Annotated in this window: 20 protein-coding genes and 1 pseudogene; 11 read left to right on the plus strand and 10 right to left on the minus strand. The window is 68.6% G+C overall.

Features of this window, described 5'->3' with window-relative positions; all coding sequences use genetic code 11:
- Positions 1 to 185 precede the first annotated feature (185 nt).
- Both AB0H36_RS30645 and AB0H36_RS30650 read right to left on the minus strand, forming a co-directional pair.
- Complete coding sequence (locus AB0H36_RS30645; protein WP_360531217.1) at positions 186 to 2,729, minus strand: FtsX-like permease family protein; 2,544 nt, start codon at positions 2,727 to 2,729, stop codon at positions 186 to 188.
- Between the two features lie 3 nt (positions 2,730 to 2,732).
- Positions 2,733 to 3,485 carry an ABC transporter ATP-binding protein gene (locus tag AB0H36_RS30650; protein WP_360531220.1) on the minus strand — a complete coding sequence of 251 codons (753 nt, stop codon included), beginning with the start codon at positions 3,483 to 3,485 and terminating at the stop codon, positions 2,733 to 2,735.
- Positions 3,486 to 3,692: 207 nt separating this feature from the next.
- Between AB0H36_RS30650 and AB0H36_RS30655 the strand changes: the two genes are divergently transcribed.
- Positions 3,693 to 5,012, plus strand: a complete 1,320-nt coding sequence (locus AB0H36_RS30655) for an ATP-binding protein (protein ID WP_360531224.1) — start codon at positions 3,693 to 3,695, stop codon at positions 5,010 to 5,012.
- Between the two features lies 1 nt (position 5,013).
- Positions 5,014 to 7,035, plus strand: a complete 2,022-nt coding sequence (locus AB0H36_RS30660; protein ID WP_360531227.1) for a hypothetical protein — start codon at positions 5,014 to 5,016, stop codon at positions 7,033 to 7,035.
- Here AB0H36_RS30660 and AB0H36_RS30665 read toward each other — a convergent pair.
- From AB0H36_RS30665 to AB0H36_RS30680, 4 genes are all read right to left on the minus strand, one after another.
- Positions 6,992 to 7,390: a response regulator transcription factor gene (locus tag AB0H36_RS30665; RefSeq protein ID WP_360531230.1), complete on the minus strand. Its 399-nt coding sequence runs from the start codon at positions 7,388 to 7,390 to the stop codon at positions 6,992 to 6,994. The genes AB0H36_RS30660 and AB0H36_RS30665 overlap by 44 nt on opposite strands.
- 103 nt (positions 7,391 to 7,493) lie before the next feature.
- Complete coding sequence (locus AB0H36_RS30670; protein WP_360531234.1) at positions 7,494 to 8,174, minus strand: response regulator transcription factor; 681 nt, start codon at positions 8,172 to 8,174, stop codon at positions 7,494 to 7,496.
- A gap of 159 nt (positions 8,175 to 8,333) precedes the next feature.
- Positions 8,334 to 8,519: a hypothetical protein gene (locus tag AB0H36_RS30675; RefSeq protein ID WP_360531237.1), complete on the minus strand. Its 186-nt coding sequence runs from the start codon at positions 8,517 to 8,519 to the stop codon at positions 8,334 to 8,336.
- Complete coding sequence (locus AB0H36_RS30680; RefSeq protein ID WP_360531240.1) at positions 8,516 to 9,952, minus strand: MFS transporter; 1,437 nt, start codon at positions 9,950 to 9,952, stop codon at positions 8,516 to 8,518. The genes AB0H36_RS30675 and AB0H36_RS30680 overlap by 4 nt, the downstream gene beginning before the upstream one ends.
- Positions 9,953 to 10,087: 135 nt before the next feature.
- Here AB0H36_RS30680 and AB0H36_RS30685 point away from each other — a divergent pair, with 135 nt between their 5' ends.
- Positions 10,088 to 11,086, plus strand: coding sequence for a sigma-70 family RNA polymerase sigma factor (locus tag AB0H36_RS30685; protein ID WP_360531426.1), 999 nt, complete (start codon positions 10,088 to 10,090; stop codon positions 11,084 to 11,086).
- Between the two features lie 101 nt (positions 11,087 to 11,187).
- On the opposite strand, the gene AB0H36_RS30690 is transcribed toward AB0H36_RS30685, so the two are convergent.
- Positions 11,188 to 12,423, minus strand: coding sequence for an MFS transporter (locus tag AB0H36_RS30690; protein WP_360531243.1), 1,236 nt, complete (start codon positions 12,421 to 12,423; stop codon positions 11,188 to 11,190).
- Between the two features lie 224 nt (positions 12,424 to 12,647).
- Between AB0H36_RS30690 and AB0H36_RS30695 the strand changes: the two genes are divergently transcribed.
- Together AB0H36_RS30695 and AB0H36_RS30700 are read left to right on the plus strand one after the other, a co-directional pair.
- Positions 12,648 to 13,802 (plus strand): crosslink repair DNA glycosylase YcaQ family protein, encoded by a 1,155-nt coding sequence (locus AB0H36_RS30695; protein WP_360531246.1) that lies wholly within the window; start codon positions 12,648 to 12,650, stop codon positions 13,800 to 13,802.
- Positions 13,803 to 13,812: 10 nt separating this feature from the next.
- Complete coding sequence (locus AB0H36_RS30700; RefSeq protein ID WP_360531249.1) at positions 13,813 to 14,205, plus strand: hypothetical protein; 393 nt, start codon at positions 13,813 to 13,815, stop codon at positions 14,203 to 14,205.
- A gap of 153 nt (positions 14,206 to 14,358) precedes the next feature.
- Here the strand turns inward: AB0H36_RS30700 and AB0H36_RS30705 are convergent, their stop codons facing one another.
- Positions 14,359 to 14,784, minus strand: coding sequence for a MerR family transcriptional regulator (locus AB0H36_RS30705; protein WP_360531252.1), 426 nt, complete (start codon positions 14,782 to 14,784; stop codon positions 14,359 to 14,361).
- A 124-nt stretch (positions 14,785 to 14,908) separates the two neighbouring features.
- Between AB0H36_RS30705 and AB0H36_RS30710 the strand changes: the two genes are divergently transcribed.
- The 5 genes from AB0H36_RS30710 (at position 14,909) to AB0H36_RS30730 (ending at position 19,903) form a co-directional block, all read left to right on the plus strand.
- Positions 14,909 to 16,345, plus strand: a complete 1,437-nt coding sequence (locus AB0H36_RS30710) for an MFS transporter (protein WP_360531255.1) — start codon at positions 14,909 to 14,911, stop codon at positions 16,343 to 16,345.
- Between the two features lie 85 nt (positions 16,346 to 16,430).
- Positions 16,431 to 17,138 (plus strand): ATP-binding cassette domain-containing protein, encoded by a 708-nt coding sequence (locus AB0H36_RS30715; protein WP_360531258.1) that lies wholly within the window; start codon positions 16,431 to 16,433, stop codon positions 17,136 to 17,138.
- Between the two features lie 10 nt (positions 17,139 to 17,148).
- Positions 17,149 to 17,877 (plus strand): ABC transporter permease, encoded by a 729-nt coding sequence (locus AB0H36_RS30720; RefSeq protein WP_360531261.1) that lies wholly within the window; start codon positions 17,149 to 17,151, stop codon positions 17,875 to 17,877.
- Between the two features lie 168 nt (positions 17,878 to 18,045).
- Entirely contained in the window at positions 18,046 to 18,447 is a 402-nt protein-coding gene (locus AB0H36_RS30725; RefSeq protein WP_360531264.1) for a hypothetical protein, read from the plus strand.
- A 340-nt stretch (positions 18,448 to 18,787) separates the two neighbouring features.
- Entirely contained in the window at positions 18,788 to 19,903 is a 1,116-nt protein-coding gene (locus AB0H36_RS30730; protein ID WP_360531267.1) for a hypothetical protein, read from the plus strand.
- 645 nt (positions 19,904 to 20,548) lie between these two features.
- Here the strand turns inward: AB0H36_RS30730 and AB0H36_RS30735 are convergent.
- Positions 20,549 to 22,096: an MMPL family transporter gene (locus AB0H36_RS30735; protein WP_360531270.1), complete on the minus strand. Its 1,548-nt coding sequence runs from the start codon at positions 22,094 to 22,096 to the stop codon at positions 20,549 to 20,551.
- Here AB0H36_RS30735 and AB0H36_RS30740 point away from each other — a divergent pair.
- Positions 22,032 to 22,178 (plus strand): annotated as a pseudogene (locus AB0H36_RS30740) (AraC family transcriptional regulator); the annotation flags it as partial. The gene AB0H36_RS30735 and the pseudogene AB0H36_RS30740 overlap by 65 nt on opposite strands.
- Before the next feature lie 295 nt (positions 22,179 to 22,473).
- Here AB0H36_RS30740 and AB0H36_RS30745 read toward each other — a convergent pair.
- On the minus strand, positions 22,474 to 24,006 hold the full coding sequence (locus AB0H36_RS30745; protein WP_360531273.1) for a hypothetical protein: 1,533 nt from the start codon (positions 24,004 to 24,006) through the stop codon (positions 22,474 to 22,476).
- Positions 24,007 to 24,275: the final 269 nt, after the last annotated feature.

Here is a 24,275-nt window from a genome sequence, read left to right on the forward strand (position 1 = left end):
GGTCCGATTACACCCCGTACCCACACCCCCACAAAAGCCCCCACCCCCCACCAGAGGCCCCCCCCCCCCCGCGCCCCCCCCCCCGAACGCACCCGCGTCCCCCCGGCCGAGCCCCCCCCCCCCCGGGGCCCGGGGGTTGGGGGGGCCCCCCCCCCCGGGCCGCGGTTGCGCCAGGCCGCAGGTGGTCAGTCGGCTACCACCGCCCGCAGCACGTCGACCTTGGCCGCGGACCGGGCCGGTCCGACGGCGGCCAGTACGCCGGCAACCGCCGCGAGCACCACATAGAGCATGACCTGCAGGCCAGGGATCGAGATCGCCTTGACGCCCTCGTCCGCGAGTACCTGCGAGAGTGCCAGCCCCAGGCCGATGCCGAGGCCGGCTCCGGCCAGTGCGCCGATCAGCGAGATCACCACCGACTCCCAGCGCACCATCGCCCGAACCTGACCGCGTGTCATGCCGACCGCCCTCAGCAGGCCCAGCTCGCGGGTCCGCTCGAACACCGACAGCACCAGGGTGTTGACGATGCCCAGCAGCGCGATCAGCACCGCCAGCGCCAGCATCACCGTGACGAAGGTGAGCAGGTCGTCGATGAAGCCGCTGGCCTCTTTCTCGAAGCCCTTCCGGTCGAGCACCTTGGCGTCGGGGTGGTCGGCCAGGGCCGCCGTGATCGCCTTCTGCACGGTCGCCGTGTCGGCGCCGGCTGCGATGGTGACCAGACCGGACGCCGTGAGCTGCCTTCCGGCGTACGCCGTCTGACCAGCAGTGCTGATCACGAAGTCGTCACCGATCCAACCCTTGGTGTCGTAGATACCGGCCACGCGCAGGTTGTGCTTGCCGGTTTCCGCGAACTCTGCCGGGATCGTGTCACCCACCTTCCACCCGTGTGCGGTGGCGGCCGCCTTCTGCACCACCACTCCGTCGGTGCCGAGATCGGACAGCGAGCCAGACGACAATCCGAGGTTCAGCACGTCCGCGGCTGTCGCCGGGTCGACTGCGGAGTATTTCGAGTCCGCGCCGTCGAACCGTGCCTGACCCCAGCCGCTCGCCGAAACCTTGTCGACGCCCGGGACGGCCTCGACCACCTTGATCACCTCGGGGCTGAAGCCCGGCGCCTGGGTGCTCGACGCAGTGACGAACAGGTCGGCGTTGGTCGACCCTCCGATGACATCGCCGAACGAGGCCTTCAGCGAGGACGCGAAGACACCCATGCTCACGACCAGCGTCAGGCCGACCATCAGTGCGGCCGCCGTCGACGACGTACGACGCGGGTTGCGCATCGCGTTCTGCCTGGCCAGTTCGCCGGGCAGCCCGCGCAGCCGCAGCGGCACTGCGATGAGCGATGCCAGCGGACGGGCGACGGCCGGCAGCAGCGTGATGACTCCGCCGACGATGCCCAGCAGACCCAGGCCGAACATCGCCATGCCGGCGTCGCCATACAGCGCCGAGAACATCCCGGTCAGGCCAGTGCCGGAGAGAACGACGCCGGTCGCGACGCGCTTCTTCGACGGGTTGCCGGCACCAGGCACGGCTTCGCGCAATGCCTCCACCGGCAGCACCTTCGTCGCCCGGAAGGCCGGGACGAGAGCCGCCACGACGGTCACGATCGTGCCCACCAGCAGCGAGACCCAGATCGTGCGCGGCTGCAGTTGCAGCGACGTGCTCGGCAGGCTGAAGCCGACGACGTCCATCAGCAGCTTCAGCCCTTTGGCGACGCCGACGCCGAGACCGATGCCGACGGCCGAGGCGGAGACACCGAGCAGCGACGCCTCGATGATCAGGCTCCTGCTGACCTGGCGCCGGGTGGCGCCGATCGCCCGCAGCAGCGCGATCTCGCGGGACCGCTGCGTCACGGTCATCGTGAACGTGTTCCAGATGATGAACGATCCGACGAACAACGCGATGCCGGCAAAGATCATGAACATGTACCTGACGAACTTGAGGTCCTCGTTGATCGCGTCCGAGGCCTCCTTCGCCACGGTGGCTCCGGTGACCGCCTCCGCGCCGTCGGGCAGGGCAGCATCGATCCGCCGCGCCAGCTCGGCCTGGCTCACGCCGGGCTCGGCGCTGACCTCGATGGCGTCGAAGACTCCCGGTGAGCCGAGTACCTTCTGCGCGGTCGCTGCGTCGAAGTACGCCGACGTCGTACCGCCGAGGTTCTTCTCACCGCCGAAGCCGACGGTACCGACCACGGTGAACTCCTGAGTCGGACCACGGAGCAGCACCTTGATCGTGGAGCCGAGCGCGATGTGGTGTTCTTCCGCGCTGGTGGCGTCGATCGCCACCTCATGCGGTCCCGACGGTGCACTCCCACTGCGCAACTTGACGTCGCCGCGCAGCTTGGGGTCCGCCGGCATGCTGTAGCCCATGGTGGGGGCGCCACCACTGGTGAGCACGGCCCTGCCGTCGTTGTCGGTCAGCAGCGCGTAGCCGCTGACCTCGCCCTCGGCGGTGCGGACGCCGTCGACGCCGCGCACCTTCTGAAGTACGGAGGACGGGATGGGACCCCGGCTGGTGCCGGTGCCTTCGGACTGGGTGTAGGCGGCCTCGGCTCGGACTACCGCGTCGGTGCCGGAGGAGACCTTGCCGAACAGCTGGTCGAACGCCAGCCGCATGGTGTCGGTCAGGACGAGCGTGCCGGCCAGGAACGCGACTCCGAGTGCGATCGAGGCGACGGTGAGGACAAGTCGCAGCTTGTGCGCGAGCATGCCTCGCAGGGTTGCGGTGAACATCTGTCATGCTCCTAGGTGCTTCATGAAGTCGAGTACGGCGTCGGCGGTCGGCTCGTCCATCTCGTCGACGACGTGGCCGTCGGCCAGGAAGAGGACTCGGTCGGCGTAGCCGGCTGCCGTCGGGTCGTGCGTGACCATGACGACGGTCTGGCCGAGCTCCCGGACCGCCGTGCGGAGGAAGCCGAGCAGCTCGGTGCCCGACGTCGAGTCGAGGGCACCGGTGGGTTCGTCGGCGAAGATGATCTGCGGTCGCGAGGCGAGGGCGCGAGCTGCGGCGACCCGTTGCTGCTGGCCGCCGGACAGCTCGGTGGGACGGTGGTCGAGCCGTTCGGCGAGGCCGAGCTTCTCGACGATCGACCGCACCCAGAAGTCGTCCGGCTTGCGGCCGGCGATGCGGATCGGGAGAACGATGTTCTCCGCGGCGCTCATCGTCGGCAACAGGTTGAACGACTGGAAGATGAAGCCGATCCGGTCCCGGCGCAGCAGCGTGAGTGCCTTGTCGTTGAGTGAGGTGATCCGGGTGCCCCCCACGTACACCTCACCCGAGGACGGCCGGTCGAGACCGGCGAGCATGTGCAGCAGGGTCGACTTTCCCGACCCTGACGGCCCCATGATGGCGGTGAATCTGCCTGCATCGAGGGCGACGTCGACGTCCTTCAGCGCGGCGACGACGGCGTCGCCGGTGCCGTAGAACTTGCTGACGCCCTCGGCCCGGGCGGCCGTGGTCCGGATGGTGGTGCTGGTGGTGACGGACATCTGATTTCTCCTGCGTCTGTTTCTGCCCCCCGGTCGAGCGGCGTGTAACAAGCAAAGGCGTTCCGGAAGTTCGCGCCCATCGGGCTAGGCGCACGACGTCCGGGAGCTGGCCGCGTGCCATCTGCGGGCGATCGTGCGGCCAACCCCACCCTTAGGGGTTCGGGCAGAGCCCTCCCGCCGCGCCGCAGATGGGCGCAGACTGCAGAGGTGAGGAGGCGGTGGGGAAGAGGGCGATCCCGGCGCGAACGACTCGCTGCTGTGCTCGTGCTGGGCGGACTGGCCGGGTTCGTGCTGCTGGTGTACGTCGCCGTGGTGCTGGGCGGCGGCGTGCTGATCGGCCACACGTCGTCGCCGCATGTGGGGCTCTCCGTGCTTGCCACGGCGGTGGTCGCGCTGGGCTTCGAGCCGGTGCAGTCGTGGCTCGAGGACGTCGCGTCCCAGCTGGTGCGGGCCGGCCGCTTGTCGCCGTACGACGTCCTGAGCCGGTTCTCGGCCGCGTTGACCAGCACCTACGCGAACGAGGAGCTGCCGGTGCGGATGGCCAAGGTGCTCGCGGACGGCACCGGTGCCGCTGGCGCGCAGGTGTGGCTCGTCGTGGACGACCGGTTGACCCTCGCCGCTTCCTGGCCCCCTGGTGCCGGCTCGGCGGTCGGAGCACCCGGAGCCGGCAGCGTGCCCGGCCGGCGCGAGCTCCCGGTACGCCAGGCCGGAGACCTGCTGGGCGTGCTCGCCATTCAGGAACGCGACGACGTACCGCTCTCACCGGTCGAGGAACGGCTGTTCGCAGGGCTCGCGGACCAGGCCGGGCTTGTACTGCGCGGGGCCCGGCTGCGAGCTGAGCTCGGGCGTCGGTTCCAGGAACTGTCCACCCGGGCGGAGGAGCTGAGGATATCCCGGCAGCGACTCGTCGACGCGCAGGACGCCGAGCGACGACGGCTCGAACGCGACATTCACGACGGCGCCCAGCAGCACCTCGTGGCCCTTGCCGTGAACCTGCGACTGGCCCACACGCTGGCGGGGCGGTCGCCGGAGCGGGCCGATCGGCTGATCGCGGCGCAGGGTCCGGCGGCAACGGCAACGATCGACACGCTCATCAGCCTCTCCCGAGGCATCTATCCGAGCCTGCTCGTCGACGAGGGACTGGTCGCAGCACTGCGGACGGCGATCTCCACGAGCCCGGTCCCGGTCGAGCTCCACGAGGTCGGCACCGGCCGGTACTCCGCCGAGATCGAGGCCGCAGCGTACTTCTGCGTGCTGGAGGCATTGCAGAACGCCGCGAAGCATTCGTCCGCGCGGTCGATCCGGGTTGAGCTGCGAGGCGATCCCGACCGGCTCACGGCAATCGTCGGGGACGACGGATCCGGCATCGACCCCAGGACGACGGCTTCCGGCGCGGGTCTGGCCAACATGCGCGACCGCGTCGAGGCGGTGGGCGGCACGCTGACGATCGAGACCGCACCCGGCCGCGGCACCATCGTCGAGGCGCGGTTGCCATGCCTTCACATTCCGGACCGACAGAAAGGCTGACATGTACGCCCGGGTGGCTTGGACGCTGACGGCAATCACCGTGCTGGTCGCGGTCGGAGACGTCTCGATCACCGCGAGGTACTGGCCGCTGCTGTCCGAGGACGCCGTCGCCGTCCACGGCTTCCCGTTCGTCCAAGCCGCGGCCGTGGGCTCGGCCGCGATGGGGGCGCTGATCGTGTCGCGGTATGCCCGGCATCCGATCGGCTGGCTGCTCTGCCTGACCGGTGTCAGCGGATCGATCTCGCTGCTGACCGAGGCCTACAGCTTCTGGGTGCTGAGGTATGACGGCCCCGGGCCGCGGAGCGTCGGGAGCGTCGCCGGATGGACCGCCGTACTGCTCGGCGGCCAACTCATCCTCGGCGCGCTGGCGATCATGTACCTGGTCGCGCCGGACGGGCACTTCCTGTCCCGCCGCTGGCGCATCGCGGGCATAGCGACGCTCGCAGGGCTCGGCTGCTGGACCGCTGGACAGCTCACCGTGTCGCCGACCGAGTTCGACATCGACATGCAGCAGGCCGGCCCTGTCGGCAGCGTGCTCTTCACCGCCGGCATCCTCCTCACCGTCGGTGGTCTCATCGCCGCCACCGTGTGCATGTTCCGGCGGCTGCGGCTCAGCCGAGGCGTGCAACGGCAGCAACTGCGGTTGATCGCCGTGTCTGTTCTGCTGGCGGTGGTGGGCCTGGTCTGGCTGCTCGTCGTCCAACTGTTCAACGGCGGACGGCAGACCTGGGCCGCGAGCCTCCCGCTGTTCGTCTCCTACTTCTGCCTGCCGATCCTGTTCGCCATCGCCGTACTGCGCTACCGGCTGTACGACATCGAGGTGATCATCAACCGCGCCGTCGTACTCGCTGTCGGCACCGCATTCGCGGCGATCGGGTACACAGGTCTGGTCGTGGCGGTCGCGGCAGTCGTCAACACCCAGACGAACGGGTTCTGGCTGTCGCTCCTCGCTACGTCGCTGGTCGCCCTCGCCTTCCAGCCGCTGCGACGGCGAGTCGTCCGGTTCGCGAACCGGCTCGCCTACGGCTCGCGGGCGCTTCCCTACGAGGCACTCGCGGACTTCAGCCGGCGCCTGACCGAGACACCGTCACCGCAGACACTGCTTCCGGCCGTCGCCGAAGCGGCCGGCCGTGCGGTGTCCGCGGCAAGCTCGACCGCGGTACTGCGCGTGCCCGGCGCGGGAGATATGCCGGAACACTGGCCGACCGGCACGCCGCACCGGCAGCCGGAGTACGAAGCGCCCGTACGACACGGTGGCGACACCCTCGGCAGCATAGGAGTCACCATGCCGAAGGGCCGTCGGCTCCGCGCGGTCGACGAACGACTGCTGCACGACCTGGCCGACCAGACCGCGCAGGCGTTCCGCAATGCCGCGATCGAGGCCGAGCTGGCTGAGCACGTGGCGGCCCTCGACCGGACCACACAAGCACTGACCGAGTCGCGGCGACGGATCATCGCGGCCGACGACGCGGCCCGCCGCCAACTGGAGTCGGCGATCTCGCGGGAGGTGCTGCCACACCTCGACACGATGCCCGCCCAGCTCGGCAGCCTGAGCGTCGCGGCATCGGGGTCCGCCACCCTGGACGAGCTCGAACGACTCGTGACCCGGACCAACACGGCGCTGGAGTCCTTGCGCGAACTGACCCGTGGCGTGTTCCCGACCCAGCTCGCCCGGTCGGGTCTGGTGCCGGCTTTGCGGTCACACCTGGCACGAAGCAGGCCGGAGGCCGCCCTGCACGTCGAGCCGTCGGCCGTCCGGCGGTTCCCTGCCAGGGTCGAGGCGGCGGTCTACTTCTGCTGCGTCGAGGCCCTGAGTGCCGGCTCCGGATCCGCCGAGGTCGGCCTGCTGACGATGGGACCGGACTTGGTACTGCGGATTCGGGGAGTCGCTCGCGCCGAGGTCGATGTACAGGCAATCGTCGACCGTGTCGAGGCGGTGGGCGGGTCGCCGTCCCTCGGTGACGGGGACGTGCTGTCGATCAGCATTCCGCTTGGCGAGGCTGGGTCGGCGGCCACGTCGTAGCCGCGGCCCACGTGGCTGCCAGCCGGTCCGGGCCGAACGCGGCCTTCGCGACGTACGACGCAGCACCGCAACCGGAGATGTCGATGTCGTCCTCGTCGTACGTCGAGAGCAGGACGACGACCGGCGCGTCAGGGTCGAGCGTCATACGCCGGGTGGCCTCGATACCGTCGATGCCGGGCAGGTTGACGTCCATGAGGACCAGATCGGGGCGCAGCCGGGCGACGGCAGCGAGCGACTCCTCGCCCGACCCGGCGGAGTCCACGACAACGAAGCCGTCCGTCTCGGAGACGACGGCGGCGATCGCCCGGCGGAACGTCTCCTGGTCGTCTACGACCAGGACGCGCACATCTGGCACCCGCACACCTCCTCGGCGCCATCATGGCGCGGCCGCCACCCCCGACGACATGGTGCTGGCCGCCGTAGACCGTGCGGCTGTCCCACCCTCATGCCCGGTCCGGTCAGCGTGCGGAGGGACCGCCGGTGGCTTCGAGGAAGGCGAGCACCGCCATCACCCGGCGATTGACATCGGCCTCATCGGTAAGACCCAGCTTCTGGAACACCGAGCCGACGTGCTTCTCGACGGCGCGCTCACTCATGAACAGGGCCTTTGCCGTCGCCGAGTTGCTGCGACCGGCCGCCATCGCCTCGAGCACTTCGCGCTCGCGGTCGGTCAGCCCGAGCAACGGTGACCGCGATTCCTGCGCCTTGCGCGCGAGCAGTCCCTCCACTACTCGCGGATCGAGGACCGAGCCGCCCCGCGCGACGTCGTGGAGCGCCCGGACCAGTTCGTCGCCCTGCGAGATGCGCTCCTTCAGCAGGTAGCCGAGCCCGGCGACGCCTTCGGACAGCAGGTCGAACGCATAATCCTCCTCGACGTACTGTGACAGCACCACGACCCCGGTGGACGGATGGCCGGCCCGGATCCGCTTGGCGGCGTCGATGCCTTCGGTCGTGAACGTCGGAGGCATCCGGATGTCGGTGAGTACAGCGTCCGGCCGGTACTCGGCAACGGCCTCGATCAGCGAGCCCGGATCGGTGACCGTCGCGACCAGCTCGATGTCGTCGGTCTCGGACAGCAGCGCGGCGACACCCTCGCGCACCAGAAGGTTGTCCTCGGCGAAGACGACGCGCAGCACCACGGCACCACTGTAGGCCCGACGTCCACCACCCACGTCGCGACGAACCCGTCGTCCTACGGTCGTGCCGCCCGGGAAGGCGGCGCAGAGGCGTCCTCAGACGTTGACGCTGACGCGTGTGGTCAAGGTGCGTTTTCCTCCCCGGACACGTCGGTGCAAGGGCTAGGGATGGAAGGAGCCGAGCTCGCTTGCCGCGGTGCGGTCGGGTGCGACGGCCAGCCGGTCGCGGATGGTGTGTTGGAACTCCTGGAACGCCGGCAGTGCGGCCAACACCTGCTCGATCAGCTCGCGGTTCCGGGCGGCGGTCTCGGGGGTGGTCTGGTAGCGGATCATTGTGGTCGTGCTCATCGGGCGCGTCCTTCCGTCGTAGCTGGAACCTGCTGTGGTGGCGTCGACCTATCGTTGGTGCGGCCGGGTAGCCACAGGCCGGCGGCCGCCCCGGCCAGCGAGATCGCGGCGGCCACCTTGATGGCCGGACCGAACCCGTCGGCGAAGGTCTGGGCCGATGCCGTGCCGCCGAATCCGGAGAACACCGCGACGCCGACCGCGATACCGAACACGCCGCCCAGCTCCCGCATCGTGCTGTTGACACCGGCGGCCTTGCCGATGTCGGCGTGGCCGACGGCGCTGACGACCGAGCTCTGTACCGCGGGCAGCGCCATCGACACACCGCAGCCGGCGACCACGAGCGGCGGCACCAGGGCGCCGTACGACATCCCGGGTTCGGCGATCGAGGCGACCCAGAACAGGCCGATCGCCTGCAGTGCCAGCCCACCCGCCATCAGCGGCCGCTCGCCGACCCTGTCGGTCAGCGCACCTGCCAGCGGCGCGCACAAGAACAGCGTCACGGTCCAGGGCAGCAGCCGTAGCCCGGCGTCGAACGGCCCGTAGCCGAAGGTGGTCTGGAGGAACTGGGCGAAGAAGAACACGGCCGTGAACAGGGCGCCGAACGTGCAGAAGATCGCCACATTGCCGGCCGCGAAGGCCCGGTGCCGGAACAACCTCAGCGGCACCATCGGGTACGGCGCCCGCGCCTGCCAGCCGATGAACATGGCCAGCAGGGCGACGCCGCCGAGCAGGGCGCCGAGGATCTCCGGGCTGGTCCAGCCGGCGGTGTTGCCGCGGACCAGGCCCCAGACCAGGCCGAGCGCGCCGGCGGTGACCAGTGCCAGCCCGCGCAGGTCGAACGACGTGTCCGGGCCATGGCTTTCCGGCAGTTTGCGCAGCGCGAGCGGTACGGCGACCAGGCCGATCGGCACGTTCAGCCAGAAGATCGCCTCCCACGCCAGCCCGTCCGCCACGGCGCCGCCGACCAGTGGTCCGCAGGCGACGGCCAGGCCGGTGACACCTTCCAGGACGCCGATCGCCAGCCCGCGCCGGTCAGCCGGAAAGGTGGCACTGACGATCGCCAGCGCCAGGGTCATGACCAGCGCCGCGCCGGCCCCCTGCACCACCCGGGCGGCGATCAGCGCACCGACGCCGCCGGACACCGCGCACGCCGCGGACCCCGCAGTGAACAAGGCCAGCCCGCCGGCGAACATCCGGCGCCGTCCAAGCCGGTCCCCGGCCACCGCGGCCGGCATGAGCAGGACCGCGAAGGTCAGGTTGTAGGCGTTGACAGTCCATTCCAAGTCCTCGAGCGAGGCACCCAGATCGCGCTGGATGGTACTCAGAGCAGTGGACACGACCAGCGTGTCCAAGGCGGCCATCAGCGAGGCCAGCGATCCCAGCACAAGGGCCCAACGGCGGGCCGACAGGCCCATCGCAGAAGTCGTGTTCACTCGTTCTCCATCCGGCGTCGGCACACTGTCAGGGATGGATACCGGCGCGCAGATCGGAATTCGTCGGGTTCGGGCCGACGAGTTCGACCGGCGCAGCCGGTAGGTACAGGTGCCGGCAGGCCTTCGCCGGCCACCCTGACCAATCGGAGGGCGGACCTGGTGGACACCATGACCGAAGCGGACTTCGTCCGGCGCGCGGAGGACTTCCGCCGCGAACTGCTGGTGCACTGTTACCGGATGCTCGGCTCGATCCACGACGCCGAGGACCTGGTACAGGAGACCTACCTGCGGGCGTGGCGGGCCTTCGACGTCTACGACCCGGACCGGTCGTCGCTACGGACCTGGCTGTACCGGATCGCGACCAACGCCTGCCTGACCGCGCTCGAGCAGCGATCCCGCCGGGCGCTGCCCTCGGACCTGCGCGGGGCCACCACCGACCCCCGGGTCGACCCCGGCCCGGACGCCACGGAGATTCCCTGGCTGGAGCCGGTGCCGGATTCCTGGGTGTTCAACTCGCAGGCCGACCCGGTGGCCGTCGCGGAATCCCGTGAGCAGGTCCGGCTAGCACTGATCGCGGCCCTGCAACACCTGCCACCGCGCCAGCGCGCGGTGCTGATCCTGCGCGACGTACTCGGGATGAGATCCGCCGAGACGGCCGACCTGGTCGGGATATCCGTGACTGCCGCGGACAGCGCCCTGCGTCGGGCTCGGAGCCGGATCGAGCGGCTGGCGCCCACGGCCGAGCAGGTCGCGCCACTCGACGACGCCGAGACCCGCGACCTGCTCCGCCGCTACGTCGACGCCTTCGAACAGGCCGACATTGCGGCCCTCACCAGCCTGCTCGCCGAAGACGCGGTCTGGGAGATGCCGCCTGTCCCGACCTGGTACGCCGGACGCGCCGCCGTGGCCGGACTGGTAGCGAGCAAGTGGCCGCCCACCGGTGCGCGAATGCTCCCCACGGCAGCCAACGGCCAGCCGGCCTTCGGCTACTACGCCCCGGACGGCGCCGACAAGTACCGCGCGCACTCCCTCCAGGTGCTCACCCTCGCCAACCGGCACGTCACCCACGTGGTCTCGTTCCATTCCCCCGAACTCTTCGAGCCGTTCGGACTCCCAGCCGTCGTGACGGCCTAGCCACCGAAACCATCGCCGTGCGGGCGGTCCGATGACGACCCGCACGACGACTCAGCTCAGGACACATTGGTACGGAACCTGGCCGACATGGTCGGCCGCGATCATGACGCCGACTTCCAGCCTCGATGGAACTCCTCGGCCCGATCAACTGGTGGATTCCCCGTTGGCTCGACCGAGTCCTCCCACCGGTCGAGACACCTGTCCGGTCGCCGCTCCACGTCCGATGACCAGGACGAAACGGACCAGACACACAGGGACAGGGCCTCCAGGACGATGGCCGGAGCCCAGAACGGGACGTGCAGTGCTTCGCTGGCCGCGTAGACCATTCCGGATATTGGGATCGCGCCCGCGATGAACATCCGGATGACGCTGTTGACGCGGCCGGCCACGCCCGACGGGATGACGTCCTGGCGGAAGGTGATCGAGGCGACGTTGCTCAGGCCGGCCGCGAACTCGACTACACCGAAGCACAACGCCTGGAGCCAGACCGACGGTGCGCCGGTCAGCACGAAGAACGCGGCCCCGAGGAGCAGTTGACAGACGAGGATCCGGATCGGTGCCGACCAACGCCGCGGCAGGCGGGATCCGAGCCGCGACCCGAGGGCACCCACCAGCAGGCTGCCGGCGAGGACGACAGAGATCACCGTCGGATCGACATCGCGATCGCCGAAGAGCGTAACGAGCACCGAGGCCAAGGATCCGATCGCCAGGTTCGACAGCGCCATCGTTCCCACCAGGAACGCGAGGTCTCGCTGCTTCAGCCAGGAGAAGCCGACGAGCAGGTCGGCGATCAGAGTCTGCGGCTCGGCCTCGACCGGCAGGCGAGGGAGCAGGTACCCGACCGCGGCGGCGAGCAGATAGCAGGCAGCAACCACTCCGAGCGCGAACTTCTGCCCCGCACCGCCGAGGCTCACACCGCCGAGGAGAAAGCCGGCCAGCTTGGCCAGGTCGACAGCGAACGCGAGTTTCGAAACCGCCTCGGGCCGGTTTTCTTTGACGACCAGTGCCGGGACCAGGACGAACTGTCCGGAAATCGAGCTGGCCACACCACCCAATCCGGAGAGGAAAACAGCCAGCGAAAGGACGGCAGTGTTGTTCGTCCAGAGCGCGACGACGGCAGCGCACCCGAACTGCAGGATCATCGCCGCGACATACAGGGTGCGCCGGTCATAACGGTCGATCAGCGCACCGATCAGTGGAGAAACCGCGTAGGCGACACCGCGGAGCGAAATCGCGACGATCGACCAGGCGACCGAATCGGTGTTTTGCAGAACCGCCAGCGGGACGACCAGCAGCAGACCGTAGTCCGCGAATTTCGCGAGCACCGATGAACTCACCAGCAGTCGAAAGTTCCGACGTTCGTCGGTTTGATCGGCGGGTCTCACGATCCCCGGACTCCTCGGGCTTCGGCAGCGGGCGGACCGCCAGCCTTAAACGCTTCAGCCCGGAACGTCACGACATGAACTGGACAAGGAAAGCGACACGCTCACATCCCGACGGTATCGCTAATCATGCGCTATCGTCCGCTCGTTCACGCCAATTCCCGGCAGATCGGTGAGGTATGCCTTCATCCCGCCATCTCCAACTGACGGCCGGCCAGGAACGCCAGTGGACGCTGTCGCGACATGGGTTCGGCGGACAAGTCGCGACCGATCTCGAACAGGCGGCCGCGCAGCACATGGGGCTCCACGCCGCCCGCCTGCTGACGCCGTTCGTGACCCTGTACGCGCGGAACGAGTCGTTCGTTCCCGAGCATCTGCAGCAGGCGCTGGCAACCCAGGGGCACCTCATCAAGCTCCGGTGCATGCGGCGCACGCTGCACATCCTGACGCCGGAGGACGCGGTCGTCGCCCACGTCGCGACGCTTCCTCAACGGCAGGGCGCGTACCTGGCCGAGCTCCGGCGGCGTGGCCTGTCCGCGGGTGCCTGGAAGCGCCACCGGGCCACGGTGCTCGAGGTATTGACAGTCGGCCCGGCGGAATACCGCGCGCTCGTCGCGACCGTGTCCAAGGCGTACCGCGTCCGCGGTGGCAGCAAGGTGGCGAAGGAGCTGGCGGTCCTGGCCGTCAAATCGTTGTGGGAGGACGGCGCGCTCTCCGCGGTCAACGAATCGACCTCCATGCACCACGAGGTGAAGGTTTTCCTGCGCGCTGAGCATCATCGTCCCGATACCGAACTGGTCAATCCACCACTTTCGTACCAGGACGCGATTCGGCGCTTGATCCTTCGATACTTCGAGTGTTACGGTCCCGCAACCTTTCGTGATTTCGTCTGGTGGAGTGGGGTGAGAATGTCGGACGCCCGGGCAGCACTGGATACATGTTTGCCACTATTGACATCCGTAAGGCTTGAGTCACACGACTCCACCATGTATTTGCGCGCAGGCGACGAGGATTCGCTGCGCCGAACGCCCGAAATCTCCCCGACGCACACTGCTTTGACGGCTTACGAAGATCCGAGTCTCAAGGGGTACCACGAGTCACGCCGGCGTTATGTCGCGGACGATGCGTACGATTCGCTTTTCAACTCCATCGGCGAAGCCCGCGGCTCAGTGCTGGTCGGCGGCTCGGTCGCAGCGATCTGGACGTGGGACCGCCGGCACGGCCGCGTCGATGTCGACGTCGTCAGGCAACTGTCCGAGCGCTCGCGCAACGACATCGCCGACGTGACCGCCGGCGCCGCGCAATTCCTCCGACTGCACGCCGTGGAAGGGTGACCACTTCTTCATGACCGCGACGACGTCTGGCTTCACGATCCTGAGTGCGGCGGCTGGTTCCGGCAAGTCCGGCCTTTCAGTCGGCTTCGCGCGGATCCTGCGCTCCCGCGGGTTGGAGGTGCAGGCGTTCAAACCGGTCAGCGTGGTCAACCTCGCCGACACGACTTGCCCCGAGCCGGACCTCTGGCGGCGCGGCGCGTTCTACAACTGCAACGCGGCCGACCAGCCGGTCTCCTGGTGGAACGCACCGGTCGTGGTGGTGCCCGCCGCAGACGGGCAGGCTGGTGAGATCTTCGTCGGCGGGCCGACAAACCGTGCGCCCCGGGCAATGGTTGCCGCATCTGGAGCTGCTGTCGCATCGGAAACGGCGCGGCCGTCAAGACGCTGTCGAGCGTCCTTTTGAGCAACGTCGTGTTGCCGAACTACGCGCGGCTGCTGATGGCAACTGACGTCCCGCCGAGCTCAGTGGTCAATCGATGGACGCGGCGCGAGCATGCACGCTCGATCCAGGGCAGGTCTGGCACCCGGCCTCCCGCGTACGTCACAGCCGCCGCTCTCAGTGGGGATGGGCCTCCCAGAGAGGCACTCCGGCGAGGCGGGCGGTGGTGACCTCGGCGAAGTTGGGACAATGCAGAATGTTCTCGTGGGGACAGCGCAGGGCGTGTTCGAGGGCCTCGCGGGCAGCCTCGGCTTTGGCGATGTGCGCGTCGAGCTCGGCCAGTTTGCGGTGGGCGAGCTGACGCCAGTCGTCTGCCAGCCGACGAGAGGCGATCAGCGTTTTCAACTCGCGCAGTGAGAATCCGACATCTTGCAGCAGCAGGATGATCCCAACGTCCTGTGCCGCTGACAGCGGGTAGCGGCGCTCGCCCGAGACGCGGGCCGGGGGCGGCATCACGCCGAGCTCTTCCCAGTAGCGCAGCGCTGAGGTGGCGACGCCCGTGCGACGCGCCAACTCGCCGATGGTCAAAGTCTGATCCGTCATCTTGCCTTCAAGGCTACTTGAAGCCATATGACTGGCGTTGTGGAACCACGTCGCGCACCACGCGCTCAACGCCCAGCACTCACACAACTGTGTCCGCGCAGCGATGGACGAGTTAGGAGTCCTGATGCGCAACCCCCACCATCCGGCTCGTGACACCGACGAGCCGCAGGAGTCCGCGGACCCGCGCCGCTGGAAGGCGCTCGCGGCGATCTGCACAGCGCAGTTCATGCTGATCCTGGATCTGACTGTCGTCAACGTCGCCCTGCCCGACCTCGGCGCCGACCTGGACCTGAGCCGTACGGCGTCCACCTGGGCGGTCAGCGCCTACGTACTGTTCTTCGGCGGGCTGATCCTGCTCGGCGGCCGGCTCGCCGACCGGTTCGGCTCCCGGACCATGATGCTGATCGGCCTGGTCATCTTCACCCTCGCCTCGCTCGCCTGCGGCCTGGCGCAGAACGAGATCCTCCTGATCGGCGGTCGCATCGGCCAGGGCGTCGGGGCCGCGCTGCTGTCCCCCGCGGCGTTGCGGGCCATCACCGGCATCTTCCACGGCGAGGAACGCAACCGAGCCCTGAGCGTATGGGCCTCTCTCGGCGGCATCGGCTTCGCCGCCGGGGTGCTCATCGGCGGACTCCTCACCAGCGGCCCCGGCTGGCGCTGGGTCTTCTTCATCAACGTTCCGATCGGCGTCATCCTGCTGGCCGGCATCCGCGCCATGGTGCCGCCGTCGCACCCGGACCGCGCCGCCCGACGCCTCGACATACTGGGCGCGGTGACCGTCACCGCCGCCACCGGCTTGCTCATCTACGGCATGGTCAACGCCGGCGACACAGGCTGGACGGATCTCCGTACGATCGTGACCATCGCGGCCGCCATCGTCCTGTACGGCGTGTTCGCCGTCGTCGAGCGCAGCACACAGACTCCCCTCATGCACCCGAGCCTGCTGTCGCGCCGTCCGATCGCGACCGGCGCGTTCCTGATGTTCATCGCGGCAGGAGTGACCATCGCGGACCTCTTTCTCGGTTCGCAGTACCTGCAGCACCTTCGCGGCCTCAGCGCTCTGGAGACCGGCCTGTTCTTCCTGCCCCCAGCCTTGGCCCTCATGATCGGAGCCATCGCTGCCGGCCGCTTGGTCGGCATCATCGGCGCGCGCCCGGTCGCCGTGGTCGGGCTGGCTCTGGTTGCTCTCGGCAACGGTCTTCTCATCGGCTTGTCGGCAGGCGGCAACGTCTATGTCGAGGCCCTTCCCGGCATTGTGGTGTTCGCACTGGGCGGAGGTCCGCTGTTCGTCGCCGCGACCACCTCGGCCCTGGGCCGCGCTGCGCAGCACGAGGCCGGCCTGATATCCGGCGTCATCTACACCTTCAACCAACTCGGTGCCGCGATCTGTGTCGCGGTGGCCTCCACAGTCGCCGCCGCGGGTCTCGCCGACGCACCCTCGATCGAGGGGTTCAGTGACGCCTTCACAGTGTTCACTGTCGTCGCCGCCGTGGCCGCGGTCCTCGCACTCGGCCTCGTGCCGCGCCGCAACCCCGATGACCGCTACCCACCCGCCCGATGACTCGGCCTGGGTCTCGCGCCGCACGGCTTCGACCCGAAGAAAATGGTGCCGAGAGCAACAGCCGTACCGGAGACACACAATGACGATGCAGACGACACCGATAACGGTTGACGGTCTGACCAAGCAGTTCGGCCGGATACGAGCGGTCGAGGACCTGACCTTCGACGTCGCGCCGGGAAAGATCACCGGGTTCCTCGGCCCCAACGGTGCGGGCAAAACCACCACCCTGCGCATGCTGCTCGGGCTGGTACGCCCCACCGCCGGCGCCGCTCTGATCGGCGGGCAGCCGTACCTGTCGCTGCCGCACCCGCGCCGCACGGTGGGCGCGGTGCTGGAGGCGACCGGAGCCCATCCCGGTCGTCGCGCCCGGGACCATCTGCGGATCCTCGCCCAGGTGACCGGTGTGCCGGACGGGCGGGTGACGGACGTCCTCGACCAGCTGGGCCTGACCGAGGCCGCGGGTCAGCGGGTGGGCGGCTACTCGCACGGCATGCGCCAGCGCCTCGGTCTGGCCGGAGCGCTGCTCGGCGACCCACCGGTGCTGCTACTCGACGAACCGGCGAACGGCCTCGACCCGGCCGGTATGGCGTGGCTCCGCGGTCTGTTGCGCGACCTGGCCGACGAGGGCCGCACCATCCTGGTCTCGAGCCACATGCTCAGCGAGGTCGCGCAGACCGTCGACCAGGTGGTGATCATCAACGAAGGCCGGCTGCGCTTCGCCGGCCCGCTGGAAGGCCTCGGCGACCTGGAAGCCTCCTTCCTGCGCCTCACCGACGCCGCCGACCATCGCTGAAGGACCTACCATGACGACCCTCATCGCCAACGAAATCCGCAAACTACGAACGGTCCGTGGCCCGTGGCTGCTGCTCGCCGCCGGTCCGGTACTGGTAATCGTCGGCGTCGCCGGAGTGGTCGTGGACGGAGCAGACGTGCGACAGCCGCAGACGGCCATCGACGCGGTCGCACACGCCGGTTTCATGTCCCTGCTCACGCTCGTCTTCGGAATCACAGCGGTGGCCGGCGAATACCGGCACCGGACCATCACCGACACGTACCTGGCCACACCGCGGCGCGGCCGTGTGATCGCCGCCAAGTTCGCCGTCTACACCTCCGCCGGCGCCATCGTCGGCCTCGTGCTCGCCATCACGGCGGTAGTCGCAACTGCCGTGGGAGTCAGCGCGAACGGCGGCTCGCTCGACCTGTCCAACAGCGACCTGTGGCGCACGCTCGCCGGCGGTGTCGCCTTCAACACCGCTTTCGCCGCGATCGGCGTCTCCCTCGGCGCCCTGATCACCAACCTGGCCGCCGCAATCGCCGCCGCCCTCGCCTGGATCGCGCTCGTCGAAGGTCTGGTCGCAGAACTCATCGACGCCCTCGAGCCGTGGCTGCCGGCCGCCGGCGGCCAAGCCCTCGCGCGCTTGCCCGGCGCACCCGACATCTCCCAATGGGCCGGTGGACTCCTACTCGCCGGCTACGCACTCGTTTTCGCCGCGATAGCCCTAACCACCACCGTGCAGCGGGACGTCACCTAACTCGACAATGGATGGACCGAGGTGCCGGCAGACAGTCGTGCGCAGTGCGACGCTGCGCGGGTAGATCTGGTACGCCACCGCAGACAGACTCCTCTGAGTTGCGACAGATCTCGGGAGTGCCGCACTGAGTTGACAATCGGACCACCGATCGCGCTGGGAGGACGAACGATGAAGCACCGCCTCGTCACCGGAGCCGTCATCCTGGGTGTCCTGATCTTCGCGGTGCCTGGCGTCTGGGCGTTTGGCTGGCCGAGGTCGTTCTACGACAACGTCGCGACCTACCCGCCATACAACCTGCATTTCGTCCACAACATAGGCGCGTTCCAGCTCGGCATCGCGGCGGCACTGGCCGGCGCCTTGGTCTGGGGGGACGCTCTCACCGTCGCGTTGCTCGGCGGAGCCGTGGGCTGCGGCTTCCACGCCATCTCGGACTTCCTCGACGACGACCTCGGCGGCTCGGCCGGCGCTCCCTGGGTCCTGGCCGTCTTCACCACGCTCCTCGCCGCTGCCTTCGCCGCTCGGGTCTCCGTGCTGGGCCGGCATGCCGGCGAAGGCGGACGGCCGCAGTAGGTCTGTCCAGCGGCGGCTGTCCTGCTGCCTCCGCCGGTCCAGGTGGGTCAAGGCAGTCCGCCTGGTGCTGGACCACCGCGACCCGCACCCGAGTGAGTTGTGCCCGAGATCCACCAGGTCCGGTCGGATTGTTGCGGAGGGCCTCAAGTACGACGGGATGTCGCCACGGGGCCGCAGAGAGTCCCACTGATTGACGAGACCACCGTGCGCGGCGCCGTACCGCGTTCGCCCAGTTGCTCGAGGTGCCTGTGACGTCGTCACGTGGAACGCTGAGTGCATGGGTAGCGACGTCATTCCGCGTGACGATCGCGCGTGGCCGCGAAGTTCGGTGCCTGTGTCGGTGGTGCTGATCCTTATCGCGTTCGGTGCTGGTGCAGGCCTGATGTTCGTGGCCGGCGACGGTGGCGCTATGGCGATGGCGCTGGTTGGCGCCGGGTTCGTCGCCGCGTTCACCTTCGGGGTGATCGTGGCGGTGCGCGGGATGCGGCGGTGGATTGCCGGTCATTCGGTTCCCGCGGGCATCCAGTTGCTCGAGTGGGGCGCCGTGGTGATCGGATTCCTGATCACCGGTCTGGTCGACGCCGGGCTGGGCTGGGCGGTCATCGCCGGCCTGATGGGCGGCCTGCTGTCGGCGAACGTGTGGGGTATCCGCAGCGCCCGCGCCAATCGTGGCCTCGTCGACCGAGCCTTGGCCACCCGGGCAGCGTCGGCATCCACGACCCCGGCGACAACGACGGTCAGCGCAACCATGACCGAGCCGTTGACGCCGATCCTCCGCGACAACGTGCTCCTCGAACGACGCCGCGCAATCGCCTGGCTGATCGCGGGACTGATCGCCCTGGTCGGCGGTGCCGTCCTCGACCTGCCTCCAGTGGTCACGATCACGGCGGTCGTGGTCGGCCTCAGCGCCTCGCTCTGGGTGCTGCGCAGGCTCACGGCAAGCTGGTTGGCGCTCCGATCGTTCACCAAGGCCAAATCCGCACCGCGCCGGGCGTTCGTCATCCTGCTGAACGATCCCGCACCGAAGATGCTCCGGCCCCTGCTGGCAGTCTGGTCGGTGCCGCCAGCGCTGCGGGACGGTCGCATGCCGAAACCCGAGCAGGTGTACCGCTGCGACGAGGAACGAGACGCACTGCTGTCCTTCCCCGGCGACGCGGTCGTGCATGAGGCCTGGATCAGCACCGGCCGACGCCGGCGGTCCAAGCCGCGCTGGGTTGCCGCCGACGCAGGCGTCGCCTTGCCACATCGACGCGCCTTGTTTGGCCGCTGGTACGTGGGCAATCTGCTCCCCGGCGAGCGTCCAGACGAACCACGCCCGCTGACCCTGCCACCACCGCACCAAACCCACGAGCTCATCGCTCGTCACGACGGGCCGCCGGGAAACCTTCTAACCGCCTCACTCACCCGCCTCATCGGCCTCGTCGCACTCGGATTCGTCATGCACTGGCTAACCTGACCTGGCATCACCCGGGCGGCGGCGCCTATGTGGTTGTCAAGCGGATGAGGTCGAAGCGACGAACCTAACCCGGTACGACGCCTGCACAGGCGAGCGCGGTCATCTGGCGGTCACCACCTGGTCGACGTGCTCGAGCAGTTCGTCGTGCACGGATCCATGGGGTCTCGTAGATCCCGCGCCAGACGCTGCCGTGCCGTACGACGTACACCACCTACAGTTAGCTGGCGGTCGAGCCCCTCAGGCTGCAGCCAACTGGTTCGCGGGCCACTGTCGGCGTCGGTGGGTTGCTCCGGTGAGGTGAAGGTCAGGACGGCCCCGGTGTAGTAGCGGATGCGTTCTGACTCCTGTACGACCATGACGCTCGGGCAGCGGCGCATATGCTCCGGCTCCCGGACCCGGGAGCGATGGTCACCTCGAGCACGCGCGTGTGCTCAACCTCGAACAGCACGCGATGAGACTCGGGTGCGGCGACGACCGCATCGAGCGATCAGACCACGGCCATTCAGTTGCCGGCCATGTAGTGCTCGCCAATCCGGGTCCGCTCCTTCCACCGCGGCCGACAGTCTGCGATGTGCAGATTGTGGCGGCTGCGGTGTGCGCGCGGGCTGCTCCGCTGTGGCGGGTGAGAGCAGCACGCGGCTCGCACTACTTACCGGGCGTGGTGCCGGCTGGTGCCGGCGCACGGGTGTGGGGGTTCGGCGCCTCGGATCGTGGGCTTGGGAGGAAGGCGCCGGGCCGCCCTTCGATGTGCAGCTGGGGAAGTCGCCGGTCAAGCGATCGGGGCAGCCACCAGTTCGCTCGGCCGAGCAGGTGCATGATGGCCGGAACGAGCACCATCCGTACGACGGTCGCGTCGATCGCGATCGCCGCCGCCATGCCGACGCCGATGACCTTGATGGTTACCTCGGGGCTTGGTACGAACGCGGCGAACACGGCAACCATGATCGCGGCAGCGGCCGTGATGACGCGACCGGTCCCGGCCAGGCCGTCGACGACCGCCGTGGTGCCGTCTCCGTTGGTGCGCAGCCACGACTCGCGCATCCGGCTGACGAGGATGACCTCGTAGTCCATCGAGAGCCCGAACTGTACGGCGAACATCAGCACCGGGATGAACGCGGGCATCGGCGTGTAGGTGTCGATGCCGATCAGCTCGCCGACCGGCCCGCCCTGGAGCACGAGCGCAACGACGCCGTACGCCGCACCCACTGACAGCAGGTTCATGACCGCGGCGGTCAGCGGGATCGCGATGCTGCGGAAAGCCAGCAGCAGCAGGAGAACGGACAGCGCGACCACGCCGGTGATCAACAGCGGGATGCGCTTGGCGATGTTCGTGGTGCCGTCGATCGCGATTGCGGTGGCACCGCCGACATGCACTTCGTGCGCCGCGCCGCCGGTGGCGGCCGGGATCACGTGCTTACGTAGCGTGCGGACGAGGTTTTCGGTGGCGGTGTCCTGCGGCCCGGTTGCCGGGATCACCGTGAGCAGGGCGGTGTCACCGGCAGGGTCCAGCTGTGGCGGTAGCACCGTGGCCACACCCGGCGTGCCTCGCACCTGGTCGGCGAGCTGGTTCACCAGGTCTTTGTCGGCGCCGTTGGCGAGGTTCGCGACGACGGCGAGCGGGCCATTCGCGCCGGGACCGAAACCGTCGGCGAGCATGTCGTACGCCTGCCGGGTGGACCTGCCCGCCGGATCGTTACCGGCGTCGGGGAATCCGAACCGTACGCCGAGGAACGGTGCGGCGAGCACGAGGAGCACACCGACTCCGACCAGCGACGCGATCACGCTGTGGCGGTCGATGAGCCTGCTCCAGCCGGTCCAGCCGCGGGACGGCAGGACGTGGCCGCCTGCGGTGGTCTGCGTCTGAGGGTGCCTTACCAGTGGGACGCGTAGCCGGTCGACCCACCGGCCGAAGTAGCCGAGCAGCGCCGGGAAGAGCGTCACCGCGGCCGCCATCACGACGAGTACCGCCATGATCGTGACGAGCGCGGCGCCGCGCATGAACGACAGACCCATCGCGAACAGGCCGAGCATGCTCACCACGACGGTGCTACCGGCGACCAGCACCCAGCGGCCGGCGGTGTCAAGCGTCGCGACGGTGGCGGTCTCCGGATCCAGGCCCGGGGGTCGAATGGAGACCAGCCAGGGACGGGTTCGGATCGAGCAGGTGGCTGCCGAGACCGGATGGAGCCGCAACCGGCTGTGGTCCCGGTTCCGATCCCAGATCGGCCTCACCCCCAAACGCGCCGCGCAGCTGATCCGCTTCGACCACGCTGCCCACCGCCTCGCCGCAGGTCACAGCGCCGCCCACGTGGCGGCAGAAAGCGGCTACGCCCGACCAGTCCCACCTCCACCGCGACGTCATGACCTTCACCGGCGCAACGCCCAGGGCCGTTGCGGTCGCGCCCTGGCTCGCGGTCGACGACCTCGCCTGGGCCGCCCCGAAGTACCCACTCCGAATCTGACTCCGGCCGGGCAACGCGGTTGCGCGCGACGCCGCGCGATCTCCTGGCCGCCCAGGACTGCCGCCGAGTCCCCCGCAGGTCCGCCGGCCAGAGCGACGTGTGGGTCGCTCAGTTTGTGCCCGGCGCCGTGGACGTCCACGAGAAGAGGGTCGACACGACGAACGTACCTTCGCTCACGTGGTGGGAAACCTGGAATTCAAGATGGACGAAGCCGACGTTGTCCGGTGTGAACACGTGGGTGCTGTAGTTGCGGTCGCTCCCGATGCGGCGCTCTACGCCGGTCCGCCAGCCCGTGGCAGCGTCGGCCGGGAAGCCCCATTCGGCGGCGTACTGCGCGATGAGGCGCTGAGTGGCGTCAGCATCCAGATCGGCAGCCGGAGGTTGAACCATGAGCCGGTCGGGTTCGTGGGTGGCAGTCGAACTCAGCATCACCGCCTCCGCGGCGGAGGTGCGGTAGACGCGCCCACCTGGCAGCAGCACGCGAACGTCGAACGGCCTGCGGTTCGGGTTCATCCAGACCCGGCTGTCGGCGCCTTCATCGAACCCCGCCGAGGCGCGCGTGGGTGGGCTGGTCAAATCGATCGACAGATCGTCGGTCATGGCCGCCAGCAGTGGCTTCCTGGGTGGCGACTCGAGCGGCACAGCGCCTGCTGCTGCAACACTGACGTCCCATCGCGTGAGGGCCGTAACGACGAGATAGCCCGCACGCCTGTGTAGCTGGTAGCGCTCTGCGCGCTCCGAGACCGGCGTTCCCACCAATGTGCGTGCCTCGTCGGCGTGGCCGGCGACATACCCGAGGAACTGCGGCAGCGTGTCGTCCTCAATCAGCCGCCAGCGGTTGGCGAACACAGCGATGTTGCCATTCGCCAGCGGAGTCCGCACGCTGATGGTTGCTTGGGGCAAGCGTGCGACCACGGCGAGCGGGAACCGTTCTGGGAAAGAATGAGTGCCGGGTATCGACGGTGCTCCGGCGAGCGTCAGCAGATACGTAAATGCCAGGCCCTCCGGCCGATCATGCCGCAGCATTTGGAGGTAGAACCGGTCGATGATGTCGAGCTGCTCGCGGAACAGCAGTGCGCGGTTGCCGCGATCGATCAGCGCAGTGTCATTCACCTTCTGGCCGCGATCGATGTCCCGCCAGGCCTCGAGCGTAGCGAGGTCGATTATTCTTGAATGATAGAGCTCCTCGATCTTGGCGACGCCGTGCGTGATGTATGCCTCGTGCATCGGCGCTTGGTCCTCGAAGATCTTCTTCTGCATCCTGAGAAATGTCGTCTCGTAGAAGCCGAGGTCGGCAACAGTGCGCTTGACGAAGCGTCGCAAGGAACGTTCGTACACTGCCACGGCCGCCTTGCGTGCGACATCTGGGACGAATCCGAGGTCCTGGAAGCCGGCGTAGAAGGACGGGCCGATCAGGCTGGCCATGCCGGCCCACTTGAGGTGCGGATAGGCAAGGAAGAGTTGTCCGTAGTAATTGTAGACAGCCTCGACCGCGCGCTTGTTGGCAGCGAACCCGAGGTGCGGGCGCCAAGTATGCCGATCGATCCCAGCGCGGATCAGCGCGTCATTGAGTAGGGCTTCCTTGATCGCATGAGCTTCCAGAGACATTCGCCACCGCCGAAAACAACGCTCGACCGCCATGCCCAGCACGCTACGAGGGAAGCCTACCGGCTGAGTCCGATAGCGCTGTCCGTGGCCCAGCGAGGACCTGCGAGTAAAGGCCGGCTGGCGGGAAACTGTCGTGCGGGCGGCGTGGTGTCCAGGCACCGTGGCCGGTAGAACGGCACACGGACGCCCATAGTGAGGAGGATCGCCGTGCAGCAGAAGGCCGCGGTTGCTCGCGTCCGGCGCTTGAGGGTACGGCGCGCGCTCACCCAGGAGCAGGTTGCGGCCAGGATCTTGGTGCTCAG

The sequence above is a fragment of the Kribbella sp. NPDC050820 genome, assembly GCF_040653975.1.
Classification (GTDB): domain Bacteria; phylum Actinomycetota; class Actinomycetes; order Propionibacteriales; family Kribbellaceae; genus Kribbella.